This is a genomic window from Methylomonas sp. LW13, from assembly GCF_016865255.1.
GTDB lineage: Bacteria > Pseudomonadota > Gammaproteobacteria > Methylococcales > Methylomonadaceae > Methylomonas.
In genome coordinates this window covers 1,599,279-1,625,331 of sequence record NZ_CP033381.1, presented here as the reverse complement: position 1 = coordinate 1,625,331, position 26,053 = coordinate 1,599,279, and the positions used below count along the sequence as shown (strand labels likewise).

Here is a 26,053-nt window from a genome sequence, read left to right as displayed (position 1 = left end):
AAAAAATTGCCAGGTAGCGGCTAAACGCAGCCAGTCCCCAAACCTGTCAATCGCAAGTGGTCGGTCTACACTGATACATGATGGCTAATCCGACCCGACCGCCCTCTTTAATAGCGGTTTGAACGCCCATATAGCTAAGCCGGTAGCGCCGCCCATCGCTGCCAATAACAGAAAGAAATCCTGTCTGGGCATTTGCTCGTAAAAACTGCCGATGTAACCAGACAAATAATTGCCAAAAAACGTCGACAGAAACCACATGCCCATTAGCACGCCTACCAAGCGCGGCGGCGAGACTTTACTGACCAGCGACAAGCCAACCGGCGACAGATAAAGTTCGCCGAGCGTGTAAATCAAGGTACACAATGCCAGCCATAGAAAGCTGATTCTGTCGGTGGATTGCACACCGCTGACCGCGAAAATCAGTACCAAAAACGACGCACCCAACAATATCGAGCCGAATGCCATTTTGCCGACACTCGAACTTTGCCGGCCCTGGCCGGCGCGGTAGCGAGAAACACGGTCGAGCAACGGTACCAACAAGAATATAAAGGCCGGATTCAGGGATTGAAACCAGGTGGAGGGCATTTCCCAGCCGAAGATATGCCAATCGGTGTTGTGCTCGGCGAACAGTTGCAGCGTGTTGCCTTGTTGCTCGTAAACTGCCCAGAACAAAATATTCAGCACTGCTAAAGCCGTTAAGCCGCCTAGTGCCTGCCATTCTTTAGTAGTCAGCGGTTCGGGCTTTATCACCTCAGCCGCAGGTTTAACAAATTGATCCGCACCCAGATATTTCTGCCCAAACAGATAGACCAGCAAACCCAGCAACATCCCGACGCCGGCGGCGCCGAAGCCGTAATGCCAGCCGTAGCGTTGCCCCAAGGTGCCGCAGATCAACGGCGAGAAAAACGCGCCCAGGTTGATGCCCATATAAAAAATCGTAAACGCGCCGTCGCGGCGCGGATCGCCGGGGGGATATAAATTGCCCACCTGTGTCGAAATGTTGGGCTTGAAACAGCCGTTACCTAAAATCAAAAACAACAGCGCCAACAAGAAAAACGCTTCGGCAACCATCAAAAAATGGCCGATAGCCATCAACACGCAGCCGACTATCACGCATTTGCGCGGCCCCAACACTCGGTCGGCCAAAATGCCGCCGAACAGCGGGGTGAAGTACACCAAGCCGGTATATAAACCGTAAATCTGCGAGGCCAGGGCTTGCGTGGATAAAGGCCCGAAAAAGGCTTCCAAACCAGTCCGTAGCATCGCAAATCCGAATACCAAGGTATCGGTTTGCGCGGCTTGAATTAAATACTGGGTCATATACAACACCAGCAAAGCGCGCATGCCGTAATAGGAAAAGCGCTCCCACATTTCAGTGAAAAACAGCACGAATAAGCCGATGGGATGACCAAACAGAGTTTTTTGATTCACGAGGGAAAGTCTTGTTAAGTGTCTTTGCAAAGCCTGCTGAACATCATCTCACAAGCGCCAATCTGGGGCATTTTTGCGGTAAACACTCAGTAATTGCACCGCCTTGAAACACGGCAACTATAAGCGACAAAAAAAGTGCCGATTCAGCGTGTTTTCGGCTACCGCATCGCCGATTAGGCTGTTATAAAGGGAACACGCGCCATCGTTTGTGCTATTCGAGCTCCTGGTTTGCCCCTGGATTTCGATTAAATATTTTCAAGGAAACTTAATGACAACGCTAAGCGATTATTTCGACTACCGGCTAGATGCCGACGGTAATAAATATGTAGAGGTTTCGATTCGGGGCGTGACCTTACTCAGGCTACCGGCCACCAATAAAGGCACCGCGTTTAGTGTGCAGGAACGTATCGAACTGGGCTTGGATGGCATGCTGCCGCCGCAAGTCACGGATATGGCGCAGCAACTCGACCGCTTGTATGTCAATTATCAAAAACAAGCGAACGATATTTCCAAGTATCAATTTCTCAGAGCTCTGCAGGACCGCAACGAGGTGTTGTTTTACGCGCTGTTAGAACGGCATCTTGAGGAAATGGTGCCCGTTGTCTACACCCCAACCATAGGCTTGGCGGTGCAACAATTCAGTTCCAACTTCACCAGCACGCGCGGTTTGACTTTTTCCGCAGCCAATATCGATCGGGCCGAAACGATTTTACAAAACTACCCGTTACACGATATTCGCATGATTGTGGTGACCGATTCTTCGTCGATTTTGGGTATCGGCGACCAAGGTATGGGCGGTTTGGCGATTTGCATCGGCAAACTGGGGCTGTATACCGTCGGCGGCGGCATGTGCCCGTTTCAAACCTTGCCGGTCAATCTGGATGTGGGCACCAACCGCAGTGAATTGTTGGACGATCCGTTCTATTTGGGCGCGCATAGCAAGCGCTTGCACGACCAGCCTTATTTCGAATTGGTCGATAAATTTGTTAACGCGGTACAAACAGTCTGGCCCAAAGCCATTATCCAATGGGAAGATTTTGCGAAAAACATCGCCTTCGATTTGTTGGCCAAATACAAAGATCTGCTGCCCTGTTTTAACGACGACATCCAGGGTACCGGGGCGATGGCCTTGGCAGGTCTGCTCTCGGCTTGCCATAAAAAAGGCGAAACCCTCGCAGAACAAACCGTGGTGGTGGTGGGCGCCGGTGCCGGCGGATTCGGCGTAGCCAGTACCATTAAAAAAGGCATGCTGCGCGAAGGTTTAACCATGGAGCAAATTCTGCAGCGGATTTTCGTGGTGGATGCGCATGGCCTGGTGGTCAAGGAAGCTACGACCGAGGCCTACAAATTACCGCTATCGCATACTCAGGAAAGTTACCACGACTGGGATATTCCCGATGATAGGGTGCCCAACCTACTGGAGGTGGTCACTCACGCCAAGCCAACGGTATTGCTCGGACTAACCGGTGTAGCGGGTTTGTTCACCGAGACTGTGATTAAAACCATGGCGGCAAACCACGCCCAGCCCATTATTTTCCCTTTATCCAACCCCACCGCCAATTGCGAAGCCACGCCGGAAGACATCTTGGCGTGGACGCAAGGCTCGGCTATGGTCGCAACCGGCAGCCCATTCGCCGACGTCGAGTATCAAGGCCGGCGTTATCCGATTGGTCAGGGCAATAATGCCTTTATTTTTCCGGGCTTGGGCTTTGCCGCGGTGTTGGGCGAGTGCAGCCGAATTAGCGACGCAATGGTCTTGGAGTCTGCCTACGCCTTGGCAGATTACATTGTGGAGAAATGCTCGGCTGCCGATCTGATTTTCCCGCCGGTGGGCGATCTGAAGCAAGTCAGTTTATTTGTGGCTAATCGGGTATTGGCTAAAGCGCTGGAAGACGGCTCCGCGACCCGGCAGGATTTAGTGGGTATCGATCTGGAAGCTTACGTTAAAGCCAATCTCTGGAAAGCCGAGTACCTGCCGTTCAAATATGCCGGGGCAACGGCAACGCATTAATCGAATTTCCCCGCTTACAAAGCTCAGCGGTAAGGCTTAACGCTTGCAATTGGCTTTGAATCTGCTGCACCTCGCCTACCTGATTGGCGGGATTGGTATTCTGGTGGAATGGCGGGCTTATTGTTTGCCGGATGGCTTAGCGTTTCGGCGTTGGTCCGCAGCCGGGGCCGTGCTGTGGGCCGCGCAATACCTGTTGCTGGATGCCTGGACCGCCGGCTTGACCATGGCCAGCACCGCCCTGCGCACCCTGCTGTCCAGCCGTTTGGAAAAAGGTGTGCACAAGCACTGGGCGGCGGCGGGTTTCGTGGCTTTGTTTAGCGGGCTTACGGCATGCTCTTGGCAAGGCCCGGTCTCTTTATTGCCGGCCTTTGCGGTGATCAACACCACACTGGCTCTGTTTTACCTGAACAATCGTCACATGCGCGTTGCGCTGTTGGCTTCCAGTCTTGCATGGATAAGCAACGATTACATCTGGCAGGCCTGGCCGGCATTGGTGGCCGAGACCGTGGCGATGGGCATTAATCTGCGGACGATACGCAAGCTGTTTGCCCAATAACAACGCGCCCCTTAAATATGCCGTCCCCTACCCCATAACGGCGTTTCTGAAATGGCTTTATGCCGTTTCAGTCTGCCCAACGGGTTCTTCCAGGACTATCCAGTTATTTTCAAGCAAGGCGCAATACGGGCGTAGTGCGGCCATCAGCGTTTGATAAATAGTGAATGCATCGGTTGGGTCTTTTTGCTTAAGCTCGGATACCTCGGTCAGAAACCGATACAGCATTTTTACCAAATTCTCGATGGACATCGCCAGCCAGGCATCGTTGGTAATCCATTTATCGATAAACTCATCCAGGCGTGCGAAGGTCAGTTTTAGCAGCGGATAAGCAGTTTGGGTCTCCTTAAATTCCCGGAGCAGCATGTAATCTAGGTAAGCCCGCTCCGATGCCACCCGTGGCCGGTTGGTAATACTCAGGTAAGTGGCTTTGTGGTGGGCATAGGCGGCATCGAATTGTTCGCAAAACTCGGTTTCGGTGGTCATCGCCAGCCAAGTCTCTAGACTCTCGATGCTTATGCCGTAACATTCCTTGATGGAATTTGCCATTTTGTCGAATTGCTCGATGAATGCCGGCTTGGTCAGTTCGCCTTTAAGCAGATTTTCAATCGCCACCAGTTCGCTTGCAGTCACGCATACCGTGGCCAACTCTCGAACAATTTTTAGCTCGACACCCATATTGTCTTTACCTATTTTCGCTATGTAAAAATTAAAGCAGCGCTTTCAGCCCAAGTTTACAGTGTCAGATCGACGATTTCGGCAACGCAGGCATTGTCTTTAACCGTGTGTAGCGCATTGTCGAATACCATGTTCGAGTTGAATAAAACGCTTTTTACAATGATGGCGCCGGCCGCATCTTTAATCACAAAAAAAGTATCGCCTTCAGGAACCTTGCTGGCGGCAATCTGGTTGCTCATTAAGGAGCCGGTTCGCACTTCTTTAATGCCCTGCAGAGCTTCTTCTTTGTTGTCGTAATCGCCGCTGATCAGAATCAGCTCGCCCTTACTGTTCACAAACGAAAAGGAATATTGATTGTCGTCATTGGTTTTAAGTTGAAAAGTGGCTGGCATATTCTGTCCCGGAAGTTAACAGTTGAATGGAAGTTCATCGCCGATCAAATTTCAATCTCCCGACTACAGAAGAGCCAAAACGTGACCGGCAGAGGCTATAAATCCAAAAGCAAGCGTTATGCCAATAAAAAATCCTTAAGAATCAGCCAGAAACAGCTCGACAGCTATTCAATTGTCGGGTTTGCTACACAACATTGACGACGAGCCGATCGCCAGTGAACTGTTCTCTTCAATCATGGGCTCTCGCTTTCCAGCCTATGCCTGCCCCCCCTCCCGGCAATAACGCGAATCAAGCTAGGTTCTGCCCATAATGTTTACATAGCCGAATAACGCAGCCAGTCGGAGTAAGTGTCCACATCCCATTGGCTGTCCAGTTCGTAAAGGTTCAAACCCATTTCATTTGCCCGACTGCGCGTGGTGGCCATGACCTGATCATGGCCCCAACTCATGTCGCTGAACAGTCCGGATTGCGTTTTGTTTAAGCCGATCAGCACATACCCGCCATCGTCGGCTGGTGCGATAACCGCATCGTGGCCTTCGCGTAACACCGCTAATGCGCGAAGCAGATCGTCACTCGACAGACTGGGGCAATCGCACCCCATCAGCAAGGCATGGCGGTAACGGCCTAAGGCATCAGTCAAGGCGTGGTGCATGCGTTCACCCAAGTCGGCGCCGTATTGCCCTTTAAGCGTCAACGGATAACGCCGCGCACAATCCTGAAAAAAGCTATGGCCGGCGTCTGGCGCGCAATGCAATTCAACCGCACACAAGGGCTGCTGGAAGGCGCGTTCCAGGGTCATGTAAGTTAATTGCCGGTGCGCTGCGGCCGCCTGTTCGGCATTTAAGGCTGGTTGCAGCCGGGTTTTGACTTGGCCGGGAATCGGCGCTTTGCAAAAAATCATAAGCACACTGTCGGGATAGATCGCTGGCATGGCTTAAACCTTGCGCCGCCAAGCGTGATAACGGCCCAGCCATTTCAGCAGACCTTGCGGGGCATGATTGCGCTTCCAGACGCCCGCCACATGCTTATTGGCTTCCGCCAGGGTGGGATAGATATGAATAGTGCCCAGAATTTTATTCAAGCCGATACCGTATTTCATCGCCAACACAAATTCAGCCAGTAAGTCGCCGGCATGTTCGCCAACGAGGGTGACGCCGAGGATTTTGTCCTTACCGGGCACGGTCAGTACTTTGACGAAGCCGTGTGCCTCGCCGTCGGCTATTGCTCTATCCAGGTCATCAATGCCATAGGTAGAGACTTCATACGCGATGTTCTGTGCTTGCGACTCCTGCTCGTTCAAACCCACGCGGGCCACTTCCGGATCGGTAAAGGTCGACCAAGGGATGACGGCGTAATCGGTGCGAAACTTTTTGAAGGGGCCAAACAGCGCATTCACCGTCGCATACCAGGCTTGATGCGCCGCGGTGTGGGTAAACTGATACGGTCCGGCCACGTCGCCGACCGCATAGATGTTGGGATAATTGGTTTGCTGAAATGGATTGGCGTCCAAGGTACGGCGCGGCGACAGGGCGATGCCCATTTCTTCCACGCCGTAACCCTGCACATTGGCCGAGCGGCCAAGCGCCACCAGCACCTTATCAAAGGCAATCCTGACCATCTGGCCGACATGTTCGGCCAGCAGAATGTGTTCGCCGTTTTCGACGATAAATTCCTTGGCTGTATGCTGAACTTTGACCTCCACGCCCTCCGCCTGGAAACGAGCCTGGACTATGTCCGATACCACTGGATCTTCCCGTACCATGATGCGCGGGGCCATTTCCACCTGCGTAACCTGACTACCCAAGCGAGCGAAGGTTTGCGTCAGTTCGCAGCCTATTGGACCGCCGCCCAACACCAACAGGCGTTTGGGTAATTCACGCAAGTCCCAGACGTTATCCGAGGTCAGATAATCGATGTTTTCCAGTCCTGGTATCGGCGGCACTAGGGGGCTAGCACCGGCGGCGATAACAATGGCGCGGCTGGTGAGGGTTTTAACGCCGTCGGCTGTGGTGACTTCCACCGCCCAGGGCGAAACGATTTTGGCGCTACCTTGCATCACATCCACGCCCAACTCGCCATAACGCGCTATGGAATCGTGCGGCGCTACGGTTTTGATCACCTGTTGTACTCGCTGCATCACCTCCGCAAAATCAAACTCGGCTTCGGCTTTGGCAATGCCGAACTCGGGCGCGCGTTTGATGTGCGACAACAGCTTGGCCGAACGGATCAACGCCTTCGACGGCACGCAACCGGTGTTCAGGCAGTCGCCGCCCATTTTATGCTTTTCGATCAGCGTGACTTTAGCTTTGACGGCTGCGGCGATATAAGCCGACACCAAGCCGCCGGCACCCGCGCCGATGACGATCAGGTTGTTGTCGAAACGGGCTGGTTTGGTCCAGCGCGCGTAGACTTTATGCTGTTGAATGACTTCGAGCATTTTCTTCGCCGCTAGTGGAAATACACCGAGCAAGGCAAACGAAACCAACAAAGCAGGTGAGAGAATAGCGGATAGGGAGTCGATTTTCGCCAACTGGGTGCCGGCATTAACATAAACCAGTGTGCCGGCCAGCATGCCTAACTGGCTAACCCAGTAAAAAGTCCTGGTCTTGATGGGCGTCAAACCCATCGCCAGATTGATCATGAAGAACGGGAACAACGGCACCAGGCGCAAGGTAAACAAATAAACAGCACCGTCGCGTCTCACGCCGTCGTCGATGGTTTGCAAACGACTGCCGAGGCGGGATTTGACCCAGTCTCGGAACAAAAACCGTGCAGCCAAAAACGCCAGCGTTGCACCAATGCTGGAAGCAAACGAGACGATCAGCGTCCCCCAGAGCAAACCGAACACCGCACCGCCGGCCAGCGTCAATATCGTCGCCCCTGGCAGCGACAATGCAGTGACCGCGATATACAACGCGGCATACAGAGCAAGCGCCATTAGCGGATTGCTTTGGCGATAGTCAGCTATCTCTGCTTGCTGTAATTTTAGGTTTTCCAGACTCAGGTACTGCTCGAGATCAAAGCTGAAAAACAGCCCGATCAATCCCGCCATTATCAGTAGTAAGATGATTCTTGACGGTTTCATGCGAGGGGGCATGCCCTTTGATTTACCCTAAAGCCCCGCCGCAACTGCTGCCTTGGCCGGCTGTGCAACCGTAACAATGGGCGGCGGTGGCGATGGGGGCGCCTTGCAGTTGGTCCAGTCGCAACTCGCTGATATGGGTTTGGGGGTTGGCTGCAGCGCCCAAGGGCAAATTAAGCATCTGATTGAAATCGCAATCGTAGACATAGCCTTGCCAGTCGATACTGAGGGTATTCAGGCACATCAGGTTTTCAAGGTTGTCGGCGCGAAAACTGTCTTTCAGTAATGCCAGATAGGATTCGAAACAGCCGTGACTGACCAAGGTGCTGCCGAAACGCTGAATCGGCATATTGGCGATAGCAAACAGGCGGTTGAAGACGATGCCGTAATGTTGCTGCAAGTGCTGCTTATAAGCCCGTTCCAGATTATGTTGATCGGGCGGCAACACCGCGTCTTGCGGGTTGAACACCAGATTCAATTCCAGTCCGCTGTCCGGCCGGCCATAACCCAACCGATTCAAACGCTGCAAGGCCGCCAGGCTATCCTTGAACACGCCCTTGCCGCGTTGTTTGTCGACATTTTCTTCCAGATAACACGGCAGGGAAGCGACGATGTTCACCTGCTGCGCGGCCAGAAATTCCGCGAGATCGGCGTATTCAGGTTCTTCCAAAATGGTCAGATTGCAACGGTCGATCACCTCGATGCCACGATTCCGCGCGGCTCGCACCAAATAGCGAAAATCCGGATGCATTTCCGGCGCGCCCCCGGTCAGATCCAGCGTGTGAATGTTGGCGGTGTCGGCCAGCGCCAATATTTCATCGATAGTCTCCCGACTCATCATTTCAGTGCGTTTGGGGCCGGCGTTGACATGGCAATGCACACAACTCAAGTTGCACCGATAGCCCAGATTGATTTGCAAAATCTCCAACGGCTTGCGAAAAATGGCCGGAAAGTCGCTGTTGGCCAGCAGAGGTTTGGTGTCGTGCATGCTTAATCCTTGGAAAACCAGATATCGCCATACACAGCAAAAACTTGGCCGCCGCTGTTGTCGGTATCGGTCATGATGGCGACGGCATCGATAGCGATGATGTCTTCACCGAATAGTTGCTTGAAGTCGGCCCTAATATTGCGTTTTTCGTGTTCCCAGACATTCAACGGTGCTTCCTGATCGCGTAAAGCCATCATCATCGCATGATCGCCGGCAAAAGCATTCGGCCAGACGCTATCCCGTTTGCTGTTCCCGGCCCAGACATAATTAACAGCCTTGGTTTGCCAAAACGCCAGCCCGCCTTTGACCACCACATAAACCCTCGCCGCGTAATCATCGCCAGCCTTGCTTTGTTCGTTCAAGCCGGATAAACGATTGCCGATGCGCCACGACCAGTTCAGGAATGGCGTTTGGGTTAGATCGATGCGTTGTTCCTTAAACAGACCGGAACCGGTTGCTCGGCTATCGGCTACCAGTGCTGTCACGCCGTCGATTGCTTGCAATCGGTATTGGGTTTCGCCTTTGAAGCTTTTATGTTCCCAACCGTCTAGACGATTCTGCCTAAACTCGCCGATAGGCAGTTTGTTATCAGCAAGCACTGGGTGATGCGGCAACCACATAGCCAGGCACAGCAATAGTTTATGCTTCACTATTGTCCATGTGGCACTGGTATGCGCCGGATACAGCGGAATTGTCATAATCGGTCGTCCAAGTTTTGCTTGATAAGGATGTCGCGCTTTTTTGCCGTCGATCATAAAACGCCCCGCTTAGCTTTTCTACGTAATCCTTCGTGACTGGCAGGGATTTCTTACCAGTGACTTGAACAGCTTAACGGTTGATCTTCATGTTTGATACGGTTAGCTTATCCAGCTATTCGCGAGCCATTCCTTACTAGGCCACGACGATCTCCCCTACTATTTCCCAAGGTTCCGTAAATTGCACACGCCTTTAACCCAAGCCGAAGATCTTAACGCACTTGTCCAACGCATCAAGCATTGGGGCGAAGAATTGGGCTTTCAGCAGATAGGTATCAGCGACACGGATTTAACTGCCGCCGAACGGCATCTGCACGACTGGTTGGACAAGGGCTTTAACGGCGAGATGCAATACATGGCCGCACACGGTTTAAAACGCAGCCGACCGGCGTTATTGCAGGAGGGCACACGCAGCATTATCTCGGCACGGATGGATTATTTGCCGGAACCATCGGCAATCAGCAAGCAATTATTAGACGACCCGGCCGCCGCCTTCGTATCGCGGTATGCCTTAGGACGTGATTACCACAAACTGTTACGCAATCGTTTGCAAAAGCTCGCGGACAAAATCGCCGAGGAGATTGGCCCGTTCGGTTATCGGGCGTTTGTCGACAGCGCGCCGGTTTTGGAAAAAGCCATCGCCGAGAAAGCCGGCTTGGGCTGGATAGGCAAGCACAGCAACCTGATCAATCGCCGGTCCGGTTCCTGGTTTTTTCTCGGGGAAATTTATACCGACTTGGCCTTACCCAGCGATCAGCCCGTCAGCAACCACTGCGGACAATGCCGGGCTTGTTTGGATATTTGCCCGACCCAAGCCATCGTCGGCCCCTATCAGGTTGATGCCCGCCGTTGCGTCTCGTATTTAACTATCGAATTGCACGGCAGCATTCCAGTGGCATTGCGCCCCTTGCTGGGCAATCGGATTTACGGTTGCGATGATTGCCAATTGGTGTGCCCGTGGAACCGTTTCGCCAAACTTAGCGCGGAAAGCGATTTTAAACCCCGCCATCGCTTGGACCAGGCGACTTTGCTTGAATTGTTCAATTGGACCGAAACGGAGTTTCTGCAAAAAACCGAAGGCTCGGCGATTCGCCGCATCGGTCATCAGCGTTGGCTGCGCAATATCGCTGTGGCGCTGGGTAATGGCAAAGCCACTGATGCGGCTAAGACGGCATTGGCCGGCAGATTGAGTGATGAATCGGAGATGGTGCGCGAGCATGCACAATGGGCTTTGCAGAAATTGGACAGTTTGCACATTGAACCGGAACTTCCGACAATTTAGAAGCGTCTTTCCCAGCGCAAGCCGGAGCCGAGTGCGATTAACAAACGGGATTGGTAGTTGCTGGAATCGCGAGTAAAAGGGATTTAATCAGCCAGACTGCGATAATCGCCCCTACCGTGAAAACTCAGGCTAAATATGCTTTGATGACTTGAACCAGCATGAAGTCAAGGTGTATTCTTAGAGCCAGTTAACACAATCCGTTCGAGGCCCAACATGCTGGTCACCGCCTCTTCCCATCAAACTTCGCTATATCGGCTGACCGGTCGCAATCTAGCCGCGAGCGGCGAACAGGCGCCTGTCGAACCTATCGCCCAAACTGCGAAAAGCGCAAACGCCCAATCCGGCCAATACAGTCCGGAACAGCTAAGCCAAATTGCCGAGCTTAAAGCCCGCGACCAGGAAGTTCGGGCGCACGAGCAAGCTCATTTAAGTGCCGCCGGCGGTATCGCTGTCAGTGGTGCGCGTTTTACTTTTGTGACGGGGCCGGATGGCCAACGTTACGCCACCGGCGGTGAAGTGAATATTGATGTCTCAGAGGTTGCCGGCGACCCGGAAGCGACTCTGCGCAAAGCCGAGACTATCCGCCGCGCGGCATTAGCGCCGGCCAGTCCCTCAGGCCCGGATCAAAGCATCGCCGCCAAGGCAGCGGCGATGGCTAATAAAGCTCGCGGAGAATTGTTGAATTCGCAAAAGCAACCCAGCCGTAACGGCGAGCTCCTCGACCTGACCGCCTGATCAACGCGGCGCAAACTCCAGACCAAACCCCACGTCCGGCTCTACCCGCACCACAATCGCAGTTTGTATCGGCGCATCGTCGAATTCGGTGGTTTGCACTTCCACTAGCGCGCCAATCGGCGGGATTAATTCGTTGGCACACAGTAAAAACAATCCAGTCTCGGAAAAGTCCCGCATATCCACCACGACCGCTTCAGCCGATGCCGGCACCGTCATCCTGATTTTGGCACGGTGCTTTAGGCGCGGGTGCCTGCGCTTGTTATCAATCACGAATTCTCCTATCTCGTTTCGGTTCTATCGCACGTGTAGTGATAAAGAAAAGTGCTGTTAATCAGCGCCCCACGCCAACCGGCCATCTACTCGCCTAAACCGCGCAATATTAAATACAACCCTAAACTTACCATCGCCAAGCCGCTAAGCAATTTCAGCCAACGACCTTCTTTTTCCTGCAAACGATGCTGACTCAGGGTCACGACTCCCACACCCAGCACAACGACGTCATCCAGCATATAGGCCAGATTGTACAACATTAAATAACCGTAATAGTCCCAGCCGCTTAATTCCCGCAAGGTGAGTATGCGTGTGTAAAGGGCCGGGAATCCGGAGGTACACAACAATTCGACGATCTGGACCAGCAAAGCCAGTACCACGGCCCCCAACATGGCGCCCGCCAAATTCTCGGCTTGCAGGATGCGCCGAATCCGGTTGTAGATACCGGGTTTGGCGGCAACCGGAATCGACAGCGAGATACCCCTGCCAAACGCCCAAAAATCTTTCAGGTTGATCGCGCCGGCCAACACGGCAATGCCGGCGATAGCCAATTCCGAAGCTCGCGATAAGCCTATCAGTAAAAACAGATTCAACCAGGCGGCCATAAACACGAAGTAAGCCATCCCTTCGACGACAACAAACGTGCCGGCCACCGCCAACATCCGGGGCCGATTATTCATAGGTGCCAGCATCGAAATCATCAAAATCAACACCCACATCGAACAGGGATTGAAGCCATCCAGCAAGCCCATGGCTAGTGTAAAAGCCGGCAAACCAACCTCATCAAGACCGATGCGCCTGCCAAACCAATTCACGGCAAACACCTCCGTTGCGGGTGCGGGTGGCTGGCTAACCGGCACATCGCAGGACTCGCTGACTTGCACTTCACAGCTACCGGCTTCTGCGCCGGACACTTCACTCGGCAGCGCACCGGCACGCAAGGCATTCCTAATCAAACCGCTACTACCGGCTTCTTCGGAATAACCGACGATGTATTCGCCATGCACCAGAAATGTCGGCAACCTGATTGGCCCGGCTTGCCGGGATTCGGTAATCTGCTGCAATCGCTCCAAGGCGGTTGGCTCAGCAGAGATATTGCGAATAACTATCCGTAAACCGGGTTGCTCGCCTTGCAGCACCGCCAAAAATTGTTCGGCTTGTTGGCAATGCGGACAACCGTTACGTACAAAAGCTTCGATATCGATCCGGTTTTCAACCGCTCCGACACTCGGCATGATTGCCAGCGCAAGCACCAGCACCAAACCAAAACGCATCAGTGTCGACGGTAGCTGGGCCAAGCATTTTGGAAACAGTTTCAGTATCAACACTCGCCTATTCTCCTCAATAACGCCAGCAATCTGTGCGGAAGTGGGCATTTTATTAGATAATAGTAAGCTAAATGAACTGCGCCGAACCAGCAGGTGCCATCTTCGCCCCATTCACACAGCCGCCGCTAACTGCCGTCGGCGAGATCAGATACCGACTTAATGCCTAGACGACCCAGAAGCAGCAAATCGACCGTTAGACGCAGAAAATCGCAACCCCAAGCATCGTGGCTGAAACGCGCGCTGGTTTCGCTAGTGCTGATCGGGGCTTTCGTATTGGCGGTGTATGTTAGCTACCTAGATTACACGGTACGCCAGCAATTCGAGGGCAAGCGCTGGTCGATTCCGGCCCGCGTCTATGCCAGCCCCGTCGAGCTTTACGCCGGTTACGAAATTTCCAGCAAAAATCTGGAAGACTTATTGCTGGAATTGCATTACCGCCAGGACAACCAACTGGCCGGCGAAGGCTCCTATTCCATTAAGGGTGGCCAGATCAACATCCGCACCCGCGCCTTTAATTTCGGCAATACGCCTCAGGAAAGCCGCAATATCAGCGTGAGTTTCACGAGCGGCGGCATCGCCGGTATTACCGACGCCGCCACCGGCGAGAGTTTGGCCATCGTCCGCATGGACCCGGTGCAAATCGGCAGCTTTTATCCCACCCGCAAGGAAGACCGAATTCTGATCAAACTGGACGAAGCGCCGCCAACCCTGGTGCAAGGCCTGCTGTCCACCGAAGACAAGGACTTTTACAACCATTTCGGCATCTCGCCCAAAGGCATCGTCCGCGCCATGTGGTCCAACGTGAAAGCCGGCGGCATGGTGCAAGGCGGCAGCACCATCACCCAGCAGTTGGTGAAAAACTTTTTCCTGAATCCCAAACGCACGCTACGCCGCAAGCTGAAAGAAGCCTTGATGTCGTTTATTCTGGAATATCGCTACAGCAAGGACGAAATTCTGGAAGCTTATTTGAACGAAATATTCCTGGGCCAAGACGGCGCCAGCGCTGTGCATGGCTTTGGTTTGGCCAGCGAATTTTATTTTGGGCAATCATTAAAAACCCTGAATTTGCATCAAGTTGCTACATTGGTGGCATTGGTACGCGGGCCGTCCGAGTATGATCCACGCCGCAATCCTGAACACACGCTGGAACGCCGCAACATCGTGCTGGATGCGATGCATACGGAAGGTTTTATCGACGCACAGCAACTGAGCGAAGCCAAAAAACAACCGATAGGCGTCGCGACGGTGATTCATCGCTCCGCCAATCGCTATCCGGGTTTTATCGATCTGGTCAAACGCCAACTGAAACAGGAATATAAAGAAGACGATCTGACCTCCGAAGGCTTGCGCATCGTCACGACGTTGGACACCCGTATCCAGGACACGCTGGAAAAGTCCATCGCCAGCAAGCTGAAAAATCTGGAGAAAAGTCCGAAAAGTAACGATTTGGAAACCGCCGCCATCGTTACCCGCCGCGACAGCGGCGAGATTGTCGCCCTCGCCGGCGGCCGCGACGCCGAAGACACCGGTTTCAATCGCGCTTTGGACGCGGTGCGGCCGATAGGTTCGCTGATCAAACCGGTGGTCTATTTGACCGCACTGGAATATCCGGACCGCTACACCATCGCCACGCCGATCAGCGATACCCGCCTGGAAATTCCAGCCGAAAGAGGCAAAACCTGGTCGCCGGACAACTATGATAATCAGGAACACGGCATCGTGCCGCTGCATAGCGCCCTCACCCACTCCTACAATATGGCGACTGTGCGGATTGGCATGGACATTGGTTTGGCCAAAGTCGCCAACACCTTAAAAAGCATGGGGGTCAGCCGGCCGGTGGATTTGTTTCCGTCCTTCCTGTTGGGCGCGCAACCTTTGACGCCGTTGGAAGTCACGCAGCTTTACCAAACCCTGGCCGGCGACGGTTTTGCCACGCCGCTGCGCTCGATCCGCGCGGTAAACGCCGCCGACGGCAAAGCCCTGCAAAGTTATCCTTTTACCGTGCGTCAAGCGGTCGACCCAGCCGCCACCTTTATTACCAACACCATTTTGCAAGAAGTGATGTATGCCGGCACCGGCCATTCCGCGTATAACTATTTGCCGCAGAACATGGCCTTAGTCGGCAAAACCGGCACCACCAATCAATTACGCGACAGCTGGTTTGCCGGTTTTAGCGGCGATTTTCTATCGGTGGTATGGGTTGGCCGCGACGACAACAAACCGACCGGCTTGACCGGCGGAACCGGCGCCTTGCAAATCTGGTCCGAGCTGATGCGGCAAGTGTCGAAGAAGCCGGTCAGCCTGGTACCGCCCGATAATGTACAGATGACCTGGATAGATACTGCCAGCGGCTTGCTCAGCAATGAAGGCTGCCCCGGCGCTAAATTGATGCCGTTCGTGGATGGCTCCGGACCCAGCCAATTTGCCGACTGCGGAGCAAGTCCGGAATCCGGCGAAAGCTGGCTTAATAACCTGAACCCTTTTTAACTATGTTGCTTAAACACATTTTTGCTCTGATTTTCCTGATCGCCACCACCTCGTCAGCCTGGGCAGACGAAACACCGATTGCCCGATTGAAAAGCTTTTTAGCCAGCAGCAGTTCCTTGACGGCGGATTTCAAGCAAACCAGTTTCGATAAAAGCGGCCGCCCCGCGCAAAACAGCACCGGTAAATTTTATCTGAGCCGACCCGGCAAATTTCGTTGGAACTACCAAAAACCCTTTGTGCAAGAGATTGTGTCCAATACCGGCAAAGTCTGGTTTTACGATGCCGACCTGGAACAGGTGACGGTCAAACAGTTGGACGATTCGCTGGGTTCCACACCGGCATTGTTATTGACCGGCGAAGTGGATATAGAGGAAAAATTCATCCTGCAGGAACAAGGCAAGGAAGACGACGGCATGAACTGGGTGAAACTATCACCCAAGAATGAAGAAAGCGGGTTCAAGTATATTTTGATCGGCCTGAACGGCAACCAATTGGGCGGTATGGAACTGAGCGACAATTTCGGCCAATTAACCCGTATTTATTTTTCCAACATCCAGCTCAATCCCAAGCTGGACGACGCCTTGTTTAATTTCAAAGCGCCGAAAGGCGTAGATGTGTTTGAAAACTAGCCCCCGTCAGGCCGGTTTACTAATCCCCAGCTTTTCCATCCGCGACCGCAAAGTCGTGGATGGCACCCCCAAAATCTTCGCCGCTCCCTGATTACCGGCGATTCGCCAGGACGTGGCTTCCAGCGCTTTCAAAATATGCGCGCGCTCGGCTTCGTCCAGCGTGACAATCGGTGCCGCGTTGGGCGCGCCGCCGGCCCCCATCACATTCACGCAATCCACGGCGGCCAGTTGACTGCCCTTGGTTAAAATCACCGCACGTTCGATGATATGTTGCAGCTCGCGAATATTGCCGGGCCAGAAATAACTTTGCAGATCAGCCATCATCCGTTCCGGAATAGACTGAATTTTCTTGCCGAATTTTGCCGCGTACTTATCGATGAAATGCTTCACCAAAAACGGCACGTCTTCCTTACGCTCGCGTAGCGGCGGCAAATTAATGGGAAACACATTTAAACGGTAATACAAGTCGGCCCGGAATTTACCTTGTTGCGAAAACTGCGCCAAATCCCGATGGGTGGCGGCGATGACCCGCACATCGCAGGTCAGGGTTTGCGTGCCGCCCACCCGTTCGAATTCGCCTTCCTGTAGCACCCGCAATAATTTGGCCTGCATCTCCAACGGCAATTCGCCGATTTCATCCAGAAACAAGGTACCGCCGTTAGCCAGTTCAAAACGTCCCAATTTGCGAGCAATCGCCCCGGTAAACGAGCCCTTTTCGTGACCGAACAGCTCGCTTTCGGCGAGATTTTCCGGGATCGTCGCGCAATTCAATTTCACCAAGGTTTTGTCTTTGCGAGCGCTGAGATTGTGAATCGCCCGAGCAATCAATTCCTTGCCGGTACCGGTTTCACCGGTGATTAACACCGTTGCGTCGGTGTTGGCTACCTGCCTGACCAGATCCATCGCTTGATGCAATGCCGGAGAATTGCCGATCAATTCCTCGCCATCGCGGCTGGCCAAGACTTCTTCTTGTAGATATAGATTGATGCCGCGCAAGGTATTGCATTCCGCTTCGGCCTGTTGCCGGGCTTTACGTTCGTTGATGTCACGCAAAATCAGGATATACAGTTTCTGCCCAATGGCTTCCACGCGGGAAATGGTGGCTTCGATGGGGAAAGTGCTCTCATCCGCGCGTACCGCACTCATGCCTTCCGACACCCAAATGGCCTGCTCGGCCGGCACGCCGTTGCGAAAATTGGTTAGCGTTTTGTAAAGCTCGGGCGACAAAAATCTATCCACCGCCCGGCCAATGCTGTCGGCGGCTTTGCAGCGAAACATCTGTTCGGCCGCCGCGTTGAATAAGGTAATCCGCCCGATGTCATCCAGCGTCAGAATCGCATCCATCGCGTTCTCGAAAATCCGCGACAGGCGCTGCTCTTTTTCTTGCAACTCCAGCTTCAACTTTTGCAGCGTCAGATGGGTTTGCACGCGGGCAAGTACTTCTTCGTATTGAAACGGCTTGGTGATGTAATCCACCGCCCCGACTTGAAAACCTTTTAATTTATCGGCGGTATCCGCCAAGGCCGTCATGAATAACACCGGAATATCGCGCGTCGTCGGAATGGTTTTCAAGGTCTGGCAGACGGTAAAACCGTCCATGCCCGGCATCAGCACGTCCAACAGAATCAGGTCTGGCAATTGGGCCACGGCTTGGACCAAGGCAATTTCGCCCGTTTCCGCACGCAATACGTCAAAGCCGGCTTCATCGACCAAGCCTGCCAACTCTTCCAAGTTAACCGGATTGTCGTCCAGCATCAAGATTAACGGTTTATCGCGCTGGCGCTTATGAGTCATGCCTATCTCCTTCTTAACCTATCCCAACCACCGGCGGCAGCATCATTCCTGAAACTCGTGCAAATATTCCTGAATAGCCGGCTCCAGCCGAATGCTGGCTTGTTGCAGTAACTCGTAACTGGCGGCCGCATCAGTAAAGGCAGCCTCGTGGCCCATCGTCTCCAGCTGCTGGGCTATCTTGCCGAACGGGAAGGCGCCGATGCTGTTGGCCGAGCTTTTCAGGGTATGTGCGGATAGCCGTAACAATTCGGCATCCTGACGCTGTATCGCATCGGCCATGTCATTCAGCAGCGGCGCTGACTGTTCCTGAAATAAAGTCATCATTTTGCACAACATCTGCTGTCTACCGCGCACCCGGCTTAAGGCTTGTTGCCAATCCAGCGCCGGCTCAGCCAACAGCGCCGACGCCATGCTGTGCTTATCCGCTTGCTCTGTTCCCGCCATATTCCAACACTCCACCATTGCCAACAAATCCTGCTCCTGCACGGGTTTGGCGATGTAATCGTCCATACCAACGGCTAAACAGCGTTCCCTATCACCTTTCAGGGCGTGCGCGGTCATCGCGATAATCCGCATATGTTTACCGGTCTCGCGCTCGCTGGCCCGAATCGCTTCGGTAGCCTGAAAACCGTCCATTACCGGCATCTGCACGTCCATTAAGATCAGATCGAACAAAATATCGGTAGCCAATATATCCAGTACCTCCTGGCCGTTGTTGGCCACCTTCACGGTATGGCCGCGCTCTTCCAGCAACACCACCGCCATGTATTGGTTAACCGGATTATCTTCCGCCAACAAAATTCTTAACTTACGCGGCGGCTCGGCCAATACTGTCAGCGCGGCTTCTGCGGCTTTGGCGGATTTACCCAACGCCGATTGAATGGCATTCCACAATTCCGAATGTTTGACCGGTTTACGCACATACAAATTGATGCCCAAATCGTGACAGCGTTCGCAATCGTCCGGCCGGTCGGCAGACGACAACATCATGATGGTTACCGGCTCGAAGCGTTGATCCTCTCTGATGGCTTGCGCCACCATAAAGCCGTCCATGATCGGCATCATCGCATCGAGTAAAATCAAAGCGTAGGCTTCGCCGGTTTCCGCCATACTCTTCAATGCGGTGATGGCCGCCTCGCCGCTATCCACCGTGGTGGGCCGCATGCCCCAATGGTTCAAGATTTCCGAGAACACCCGTAAATTGATGGCATTGTCGTCCACGATCAACACCGGTAGATTTTTCACGTCTATCAGTGGCTGAAATGGCGCGTCGGCCTCGCTTTTAGTGTGCCGGTCAAACACGGCGGTAAAGAAAAAAGTGCTGCCTTTATGTTCTTCGCTTTCCAATGACAAATGCCCGCCCATCAACTCGACCAAGCGCGAAGAAATCGACAAACCCAGGCCGGTGCCGCCGAATTTTCGGGTGGACGAAGCGTCTATCTGCGCGAAGGCTTCGAAAATAAGCTGTTGTTTATCGGGGGAAATACCGATACCGGTGTCGCTGACCGCAATCTGCAAACAAACCTTGTTTTCATCGACCGATTCCGGTTTGACTTGCACCACGATTTCGCCATGCTGGGTAAATTTGATGGCATTGCCGACCAGATTAATGATGACTTGATTCAAACGGCCGACGTCGCCCAGCAAATCGTCCGGGGTTTCCGGGTCGATGCGCAACATCAACTCCAGATCTTTTTCATGGGCATGGCCGGCCAGCAGCTTTAAGGTGTCGCCGAGGCTTTCGCGGACTTTGAACGGTGCATGATCGAGTTCGAGCTTACGCGCCTCAATCTTGGAGAAATCCAGAATGTCATTGACGATGCGCAGCAAAGCATCCGCCGAGCTGTTCGCCATCCCCAGAAATTCGCGTTGCTGCGGCGTAAGATCTGTACGCAGGGCCAAACCTATCATGCCGATGATGCCATTCATCGGCGTGCGGATTTCATGGCTCATATTAGCCAGAAACTCGCTCTTCGCCCCGGCGGCCTGCAACGCCGCGTCGCGGGCGGACAGCAAGGCTTGGCGCATTTTTTCCAGATGCTCGGCCAACGCCGCTACTTCGGTAATTTTGGTGCCGGAATTAAATTGCCCGGTGTGATTGCCGGCGGCGATTTGTTCGGCTTCGTCGCGTAAACGTTCCAGCGGCATAACCAGTTTGCGCCCGAACAATCCCACCACCAGCAGCGTCAAGCCCATGTAAACCGCGACAAAATAGGCGCTACGCTGATAGATCGTGGCAATGTCGCGTTGAATCTGCCGCTCGTCGTAACCCAGCCTTAGCATCGCCAACGAGCCGTCTTCAGGATTCAAAATTGGCACCGCTAGAAAATAAATATCGTCGTCGTGCTCGCCGAAGAAAAAATCTTCCTGAAATTGCTGCTGCGCATTCAGTTCGATGTCGGCGCGAATATTGCCGCGCTCGGTGGCGATTTCCGCAAACGCCAAACGGCCATTCAACAGAAACTCCCCTAACAAGCCTTGCAATTCGCCGGCCTTACTGTGCTGCAGGCGCGGTGTCACCAGATTACTGAACAGCAAGGCATCGGAGCGGACGTAATTGACAAACTGCGCTTCCAAACTGGGTTTGATTACCCGATAAATGCCGAACAACAACACCGGCACCAGCAGTAAATGAATGCCGACAACCGCCAGAATCATTCGGCCGTTAAAACTATGAAAAAACCGACTCATTCCAGGGCTCCCTGCCATAACACGTTAACCGCTTTAAGGCCTTGATTGGCCCGGACTTGATCTTCCCACAAATAGGTCACCGTACCCGGATTTTGTTGCAGCGTATCGACCAAGCTCTTCAGATCGTTAAAACTCTCCGGACGCTTACCGCCGAGGCGGAAAACCACCGATATGGTTTGACTTTCATAGGCATTAGCCGACATGAAGGCCACTTTTTGCAGAAATACTTCGAAAATTAACGGATCGCTGATATTTAATAAGGGCACGGGGTGTTCGCCGCCCTTCTCCAAAGGTACGCCCAAGAACAATTTTCTGGCTTCTTGCACGGTTAGAGCCGGCATCGACGAGTTGGCGCTGGTGGCCAATACCAGAGAATGGCGAGTGATAGCCCATAGGCTCTGCGCTCCAAGCAGCAACAGCAAAACAATGATGCAAAGACCGCGCAGCAGTTTCATGGGAACACCGCGCTCCATTGAAACATCACTTGCCCGAAATGATCGTCGCGCAAATGATCGCGGGAGGCTTCTAGCTTTAGGGCATTCGTGTGGTTGAGCTTATAGCGTATGCCGCCGAGAAACCTGTCCTCGACATATTTAGGAAACATCGCCAGGTAGGGATCGTCCCTGCCGCCAAAAGTGCCTTCTACGCGCCCGACCACAGTCCAGGCCGGATTGAGGTCCCATTCCACTTGCCCGTAAGCGCTGAGAAAATCGTCGTAAGTTTTGCCGCCCAACGGACTTTCCAAGGTATTGTTCACATAGACAATTTCGCTTAATAATCTTAGCGATTGGATTTGCTTAGCGGCATAGGCACTGGCGACGAACTGATTAACGTTTTTAACGGCCAGTTCGTCGGAATGAATTTGATTGTAGGCCCCGGAAATGCCGAATTCGTCGACCCCATAGCTGATAGGTTGGTAGCCCAACCGAAACGACACACCAGGCCGGCGGGAACCTCCCGGCTCCACCAGATTGAACGCTTCCAAACCTTTATTAATTTGCGGGCCCGCACCAGCGCCAACCGTGTAATACAAGCCGCCCTCACCCAGATCGTGGACACCTTCCCATAAAAACCCGGTCAAATGATTGGGAATCACGCCTCCCGCCGTTTCGAAAGCCATAATACCGGGCCTGCTGATCGTGGTTTGCAGAAACGCGCCGTGGTGGAACTGCATGTTCCAATAGCCGATCGGGTTATGAAAGCGCCCCAACCACAGCGTGGCTTCGTCGCCAACATGCATGCCTAATTGAAAGCGTTCCAGATTATGGGTTTTGGTGCTGACCAGCCATTCGCCGAGAAAGCGGAAGCGCTGATAGTCGGTGGTGTAAAACACGTTAATCTCGGGGATAACGTCACCTGTACTGAGTTTTTTCTGCGGTTCTTGATCGAAACGTTCGATGCCGGTCACAGCCGGAAACAATAACAAATCACCCGGCAGCCCGGTGGTGCCATGGCTGGGCATATGTCCCATATGGCCCCCGGCAACTACAGAGGCAGGCACTAGGACTGCGAGTGCGCAGACATAGGAAACGATAGCAGCGTTTAGCGTTTTAAATATGGCCGGATAGTATCGTTGCCGCATGCGGACTCTCAAGCATTTCATCGGTAGCACACTCATACTACCTAGTTAATTGGGAATATTCTCCCGATACGTTTGAAGCGAAATGTATCACATATTTTTGAATGGTTGACGATATTTCGTCAAAACTTAAGTGCAGATCAAGCACCTGAGCAGCATCATTCAAGACAGAGGTAGATTTGATTAAACCCGCTTATTAGCCCGCCGATTACAAATCTTCGAGCCAGCGCTGGAGATACCCCTGTAGCGACAGCCATTAACCTAAAAATTCATACCAACTTTAAACCTGCAAAAGCGTCTAACGCCCCTGCATCATCGACTGGCGCTGACACCTTGTACGACATTTCGTAAGCGATACGATATTTAGTGCTGAAATCAACAATTTCTTGTGCATTTTTTCACTGTTTTCCAACATTGCCAGCTCATAAAATAATGCATAAACAATTACTTAGAATAATTAAGGTGCACACGGTTTTGTAGTGGCATTGGTTTTGCCCTGTATAGCGTAGCTCTGCGATGACGAAGAGCGGGATAACCAACAAACCCATAGCGCATTATTTTCAGACATTCGGATTACGAGGTGATCACCATGAAAACACTCCAGCGGATTACTCGTTGCAAAAGGTGCGGCGACTTATTGTCAGCCCATGAAAAGTCACATACCGCCCACGAAGGCCTCTGTGCATTTTGCGCCCAGATGCGTAGTGAAGCACTGGAAATTCACCAAGAAATACAGGCAAAAAACCGCGTGGCAAAAATTCACTTCAAATTGGTTTAAGCATGGCCTTGTTATAAGGCTGGCCGCGCCACAATGAAAGTTTGCCGATAACCATCGTAGGCTTGAGGCCACGTTCAACCGGATCGCGAAATGGCGTCGTTATTCAGCGCCTCAGCTGCCCACAGCGAACCGATTGGCGCGAATACCTGAAACATGCGCATCAGCTCGCTAAGTTTTTATAACCCCAACATAAGGAGACAAACTATGAATTCCGAAGACATCCTGAAAACTTGTATACGCGAACTAAAGCGCTGCGGCATAAGCTTCGTACTGATCATAATCGGCGTATTTCTGGCCACCCAAAACGCCCCCGCCGCAACCATGCCAAAACCCAAGCAATGCATAGGCAGCATGGAAACGATTAACGCACTTGCCTCTCGCCCTCTAAAACCCGGCACTCGTGCTTTGGTCCAGCCGGTTAGCAATTCGCTCCATCAGTTTCATACCAAACAAACTTACAGTAAATGCGTTAGTAGCCTGACCGAAAACAAAGCTAGCAAACAATACAAATGAGTGTTTTTCGGCAATCCGTATAATTTTGAATCGTCCGCGCGGACAAGCCAGATAGCCATCCCGAATCCCAAATCACTCGTCAAGGCGGCGTCAACACGGCACCAAGGCTTTTTTTGATCTATCTGCAACATTTAGATGTAAGGTGTTAACTTTTAGCTTCATCTAATAGCAGCGGGCCAATACGCATCCGACAAGCCTGAGCAGAATCAACTGTGCGATTGTCTTTATCGTGTTCATGCTGTTTAGTGTCAGCCCCATTCCGATTACCAGCAGCATCGGTTTATACCTAGTGATTTTCAGGCCGCGTTGGTTTAAAGAACTGACCAACAAAGTCTACGCCGATAAAGCACACTGATATTCTCCTATCGCCTTCCTGCTTCAGCCTTCAGCACGGGCTGATTTCCTACTGCGGTTTTTATTCAGCCCGGCAAAGTATAATAAACTCACCAATTTGAATCCTGATTCCCAACCACCAGAACCACCCATGACCGCTGACCGCGACCATACCGCCCCCCAAGCTGACAAACACCTGGCCTACCGATTCTCAGTGGCCCCCATGCTGGATTGGACTGACCGACACTGTCGGTATTTCCACCGCACCTTATCCCGTCATGCCTTGCTATACACGGAAATGGTCACCACTGGCGCCATATTGCATGGCAACCGTGACCGGCATTTACAGTTCAGCCCAGAGGAACACCCACTGGCTTTACAGCTAGGCGGCAGCAATCCAGCGGATTTAGCGGAATGCGCCAAAATTGCCGCCGACTATGGTTACGACGAGATCAATTTAAACGTCGGCTGTCCCAGTGATCGCGTGCAAAATGGCCGCTTTGGCGCCTGCTTAATGGCAGAACCCGAACTGGTAGCCGAATGCGTGGCAGCCATGCGCCAGGCAGTATCGATGCCGGTGACGGTGAAATCGCGGATTGGTATCGATGATCGCGATTCTTACGCAGAACTGACACACTTCATAAACACTGTAGCGGCGGCAGGTTGCGAGACCTTTATCGTGCACGCCCGCAAAGCCTGGCTATCCGGGCTTTCACCCAAGCAAAATCGCGACGTACCGCCGCTACGTTATGACGTGGTGTTGCAATTGAAGCAAGATTTTCCGATGCTGAATATTGTTATCAACGGCGGCATCGAATCCTTGGATAGCTCGCTCGATTTATTAGAGCAACTTGACGGCGTCATGCTAGGCCGGGAGGTGTATCACAATCCCTATCTACTAGCAGAAGTAGACCGGCGCTTGTTTAACGACGAGCATTCCATCCCGTCGCGGCAAGAAACGGTATTAGCCCTGTTGCCTTATATAGAGCAGCAATTACAACAAGGCGTGAGACTGCATTGTATGACCCGGCATATGCTGGGTCTGTTTCATGGGGTCGATGGTGCGCGGGCCTGGCGCCGCCATCTCAGCGAAAACGCCACCCGTTTTGGCGCCGGTAGCCAGGTGGTTTTGGACGCCTTAGAATTTACAGTTTGATGCTGTATACTCACGACATTTTTTTACTCGAGGGCGGCAATGGAAGAATATTTCTCCAAAATCATTCAAGCAATAGGCGAAGATGTGAATCGGGAAGGTTTGCGGGACACGCCGAAACGTGCCGCTAAAGCCTTCAAATTCCTGAATAACGGTTACGAAAAAACCCTGGAAGAAGTATTGAACGGCGCGATATTTGAAGCCGATACCGAAGACATGGTAATTGTAAAAGACATCGAGCTTTACTCTTTGTGCGAGCATCATTTATTGCCCTTTATTGGCAAATGCCACATCGGTTATTTGCCTAAAGGCAAAGTCTTGGGCTTGTCCAAACTGGCCCGTATCGTTGATATGTACGGTCGGCGGCTGCAAATTCAAGAACAATTGACTCGGCAAATCGCCAAAGCGGTGGAAACCGCCATCGACGCCCGCGGCGTAGCGGTAGTCATCGAAGCCAAGCACTTGTGCATGATGATGCGCGGCGTGGAAAAACAAAACTCGGTGATGACCACATCGGTCATGCTGGGTATCTTCAGAGAAGAAATAAGCACCCGTTCCGAATTCCTGAACCTGATCAATCGCAAGTAACC

General features: G+C 52.7%; 23 protein-coding genes. 10 read left to right on the top strand and 13 right to left on the bottom strand.

Going from position 1 to position 26,053, the window contains the following annotated elements; translation table 11 throughout:
* Positions 1–84 precede the first annotated feature (84 nt).
* Positions 85–1,431 carry a peptide MFS transporter gene (locus JL719_RS07280; protein WP_033158950.1) on the bottom strand — a complete coding sequence of 449 codons (1,347 nt, stop codon included), beginning with the start codon at positions 1,429–1,431 and terminating at the stop codon, positions 85–87.
* A 268-nt stretch (positions 1,432–1,699) separates the two neighbouring features.
* Here JL719_RS07280 and JL719_RS07275 point away from each other — a divergent pair, with 268 nt between their 5' ends.
* A complete protein-coding gene (locus JL719_RS07275; protein ID WP_033158949.1) occupies positions 1,700–3,442 on the top strand; it encodes an NAD-dependent malic enzyme in 1,743 nt (580 codons plus the stop codon).
* Positions 3,443–3,485: 43 nt separating this feature from the next.
* On the top strand, positions 3,486–3,998 hold the full coding sequence (locus JL719_RS07270) for a YgjV family protein (RefSeq protein WP_033158948.1): 513 nt from the start codon (positions 3,486–3,488) through the stop codon (positions 3,996–3,998).
* 57 nt (positions 3,999–4,055) lie between these two features.
* Here the strand turns inward: JL719_RS07270 and JL719_RS07265 are convergent, their stop codons facing one another.
* The 6 genes from JL719_RS07265 to JL719_RS07240 all read right to left on the bottom strand — a co-directional run bounded on the left by JL719_RS07265 (position 4,056) and on the right by JL719_RS07240 (position 9,834).
* A complete protein-coding gene (locus JL719_RS07265; RefSeq protein ID WP_033158947.1) occupies positions 4,056–4,673 on the bottom strand; it encodes a hypothetical protein in 618 nt (205 codons plus the stop codon).
* Positions 4,674–4,729: 56 nt separating this feature from the next.
* Positions 4,730–5,065 (bottom strand): DUF1508 domain-containing protein, encoded by a 336-nt coding sequence (locus tag JL719_RS07260; protein ID WP_033158946.1) that lies wholly within the window; start codon positions 5,063–5,065, stop codon positions 4,730–4,732.
* A 314-nt stretch (positions 5,066–5,379) separates the two neighbouring features.
* Positions 5,380–5,997: a TIGR04282 family arsenosugar biosynthesis glycosyltransferase gene (locus tag JL719_RS07255; RefSeq protein ID WP_033158945.1), complete on the bottom strand. Its 618-nt coding sequence runs from the start codon at positions 5,995–5,997 to the stop codon at positions 5,380–5,382.
* A gap of 3 nt (positions 5,998–6,000) precedes the next feature.
* Positions 6,001–8,151, bottom strand: a complete 2,151-nt coding sequence (locus JL719_RS07250) for a dihydrolipoyl dehydrogenase family protein (RefSeq protein WP_033158944.1) — start codon at positions 8,149–8,151, stop codon at positions 6,001–6,003.
* A gap of 22 nt (positions 8,152–8,173) precedes the next feature.
* On the bottom strand, positions 8,174–9,136 hold the full coding sequence (gene arsS, locus JL719_RS07245; protein WP_033158943.1) for an arsenosugar biosynthesis radical SAM (seleno)protein ArsS: 963 nt from the start codon (positions 9,134–9,136) through the stop codon (positions 8,174–8,176).
* Between the two features lie 2 nt (positions 9,137–9,138).
* Positions 9,139–9,834: a DUF3047 domain-containing protein gene (locus tag JL719_RS07240; protein ID WP_084153484.1), complete on the bottom strand. Its 696-nt coding sequence runs from the start codon at positions 9,832–9,834 to the stop codon at positions 9,139–9,141.
* 238 nt (positions 9,835–10,072) lie between these two features.
* Between JL719_RS07240 and queG the strand changes: the two genes are divergently transcribed.
* Positions 10,073–11,173: a tRNA epoxyqueuosine(34) reductase QueG gene (queG, locus tag JL719_RS07235; protein WP_033158942.1), complete on the top strand. Its 1,101-nt coding sequence runs from the start codon at positions 10,073–10,075 to the stop codon at positions 11,171–11,173.
* Positions 11,174–11,386: 213 nt separating this feature from the next.
* Positions 11,387–11,908: a putative metalloprotease CJM1_0395 family protein gene (locus JL719_RS07230; RefSeq protein ID WP_033158941.1), complete on the top strand. Its 522-nt coding sequence runs from the start codon at positions 11,387–11,389 to the stop codon at positions 11,906–11,908.
* On the opposite strand, the gene JL719_RS07225 is transcribed toward JL719_RS07230, so the two are convergent.
* Positions 11,909–12,178, bottom strand: a complete 270-nt coding sequence (locus JL719_RS07225) for a PilZ domain-containing protein (RefSeq protein WP_020482610.1) — start codon at positions 12,176–12,178, stop codon at positions 11,909–11,911. It abuts the gene before it with no gap.
* An 86-nt stretch (positions 12,179–12,264) separates the two neighbouring features.
* The gene (locus JL719_RS07220) at positions 12,265–13,506 is read right to left on the bottom strand and encodes a glutaredoxin family protein (protein ID WP_033158940.1); all 1,242 of its coding nucleotides are present in this window, start codon (positions 13,504–13,506) and stop codon (positions 12,265–12,267) included.
* A gap of 159 nt (positions 13,507–13,665) precedes the next feature.
* Between JL719_RS07220 and mrcB the strand changes: the two genes are divergently transcribed.
* Both mrcB and lolA read left to right on the top strand, forming a co-directional pair.
* A complete protein-coding gene (gene mrcB, locus JL719_RS07215) occupies positions 13,666–15,993 on the top strand; it encodes a penicillin-binding protein 1B (protein ID WP_084153472.1) in 2,328 nt (775 codons plus the stop codon).
* 2 nt (positions 15,994–15,995) lie between these two features.
* A complete protein-coding gene (gene lolA / locus JL719_RS07210; RefSeq protein WP_051670432.1) occupies positions 15,996–16,622 on the top strand; it encodes an outer membrane lipoprotein periplasmic chaperone LolA in 627 nt (208 codons plus the stop codon).
* Between the two features lie 6 nt (positions 16,623–16,628).
* Here lolA and JL719_RS07205 read toward each other — a convergent pair whose 3' ends face one another.
* From JL719_RS07205 to JL719_RS07190, 4 genes are read right to left on the bottom strand one after another with little or no spacing between them, the layout of a single operon-like run.
* Positions 16,629–18,416, bottom strand: a complete 1,788-nt coding sequence (locus JL719_RS07205) for a sigma-54-dependent Fis family transcriptional regulator (RefSeq protein WP_033158939.1) — start codon at positions 18,414–18,416, stop codon at positions 16,629–16,631.
* A 42-nt stretch (positions 18,417–18,458) separates the two neighbouring features.
* On the bottom strand, positions 18,459–21,107 hold the full coding sequence (locus tag JL719_RS07200; protein ID WP_051670430.1) for a response regulator: 2,649 nt from the start codon (positions 21,105–21,107) through the stop codon (positions 18,459–18,461).
* Complete coding sequence (locus JL719_RS07195) at positions 21,104–21,562, bottom strand: hypothetical protein (protein WP_033158938.1); 459 nt, start codon at positions 21,560–21,562, stop codon at positions 21,104–21,106. The genes JL719_RS07200 and JL719_RS07195 overlap by 4 nt, the downstream gene beginning before the upstream one ends.
* Positions 21,559–22,578 carry a hypothetical protein gene (locus tag JL719_RS07190; RefSeq protein ID WP_101051673.1) on the bottom strand — a complete coding sequence of 340 codons (1,020 nt, stop codon included), beginning with the start codon at positions 22,576–22,578 and terminating at the stop codon, positions 21,559–21,561. The genes JL719_RS07195 and JL719_RS07190 overlap by 4 nt, the downstream gene beginning before the upstream one ends.
* Positions 22,579–23,275: 697 nt before the next feature.
* Here JL719_RS07190 and JL719_RS07185 point away from each other — a divergent pair.
* The 4 genes from JL719_RS07185 to folE all read left to right on the top strand — a co-directional run bounded on the left by JL719_RS07185 (position 23,276) and on the right by folE (position 26,051).
* Complete coding sequence (locus tag JL719_RS07185) at positions 23,276–23,464, top strand: hypothetical protein (RefSeq protein ID WP_129871367.1); 189 nt, start codon at positions 23,276–23,278, stop codon at positions 23,462–23,464.
* Between the two features lie 204 nt (positions 23,465–23,668).
* The gene (locus tag JL719_RS07180; RefSeq protein WP_033158936.1) at positions 23,669–23,977 is read left to right on the top strand and encodes a hypothetical protein; all 309 of its coding nucleotides are present in this window, start codon (positions 23,669–23,671) and stop codon (positions 23,975–23,977) included.
* Between the two features lie 484 nt (positions 23,978–24,461).
* Entirely contained in the window at positions 24,462–25,466 is a 1,005-nt protein-coding gene (gene dusA, locus JL719_RS07175) for a tRNA dihydrouridine(20/20a) synthase DusA (protein ID WP_033158935.1), read from the top strand.
* Positions 25,467–25,505: 39 nt separating this feature from the next.
* On the top strand, positions 25,506–26,051 hold the full coding sequence (gene folE / locus JL719_RS07170) for a GTP cyclohydrolase I FolE (protein ID WP_033158934.1): 546 nt from the start codon (positions 25,506–25,508) through the stop codon (positions 26,049–26,051).
* The last annotated feature ends 2 nt before the right edge of the window (positions 26,052–26,053 follow it).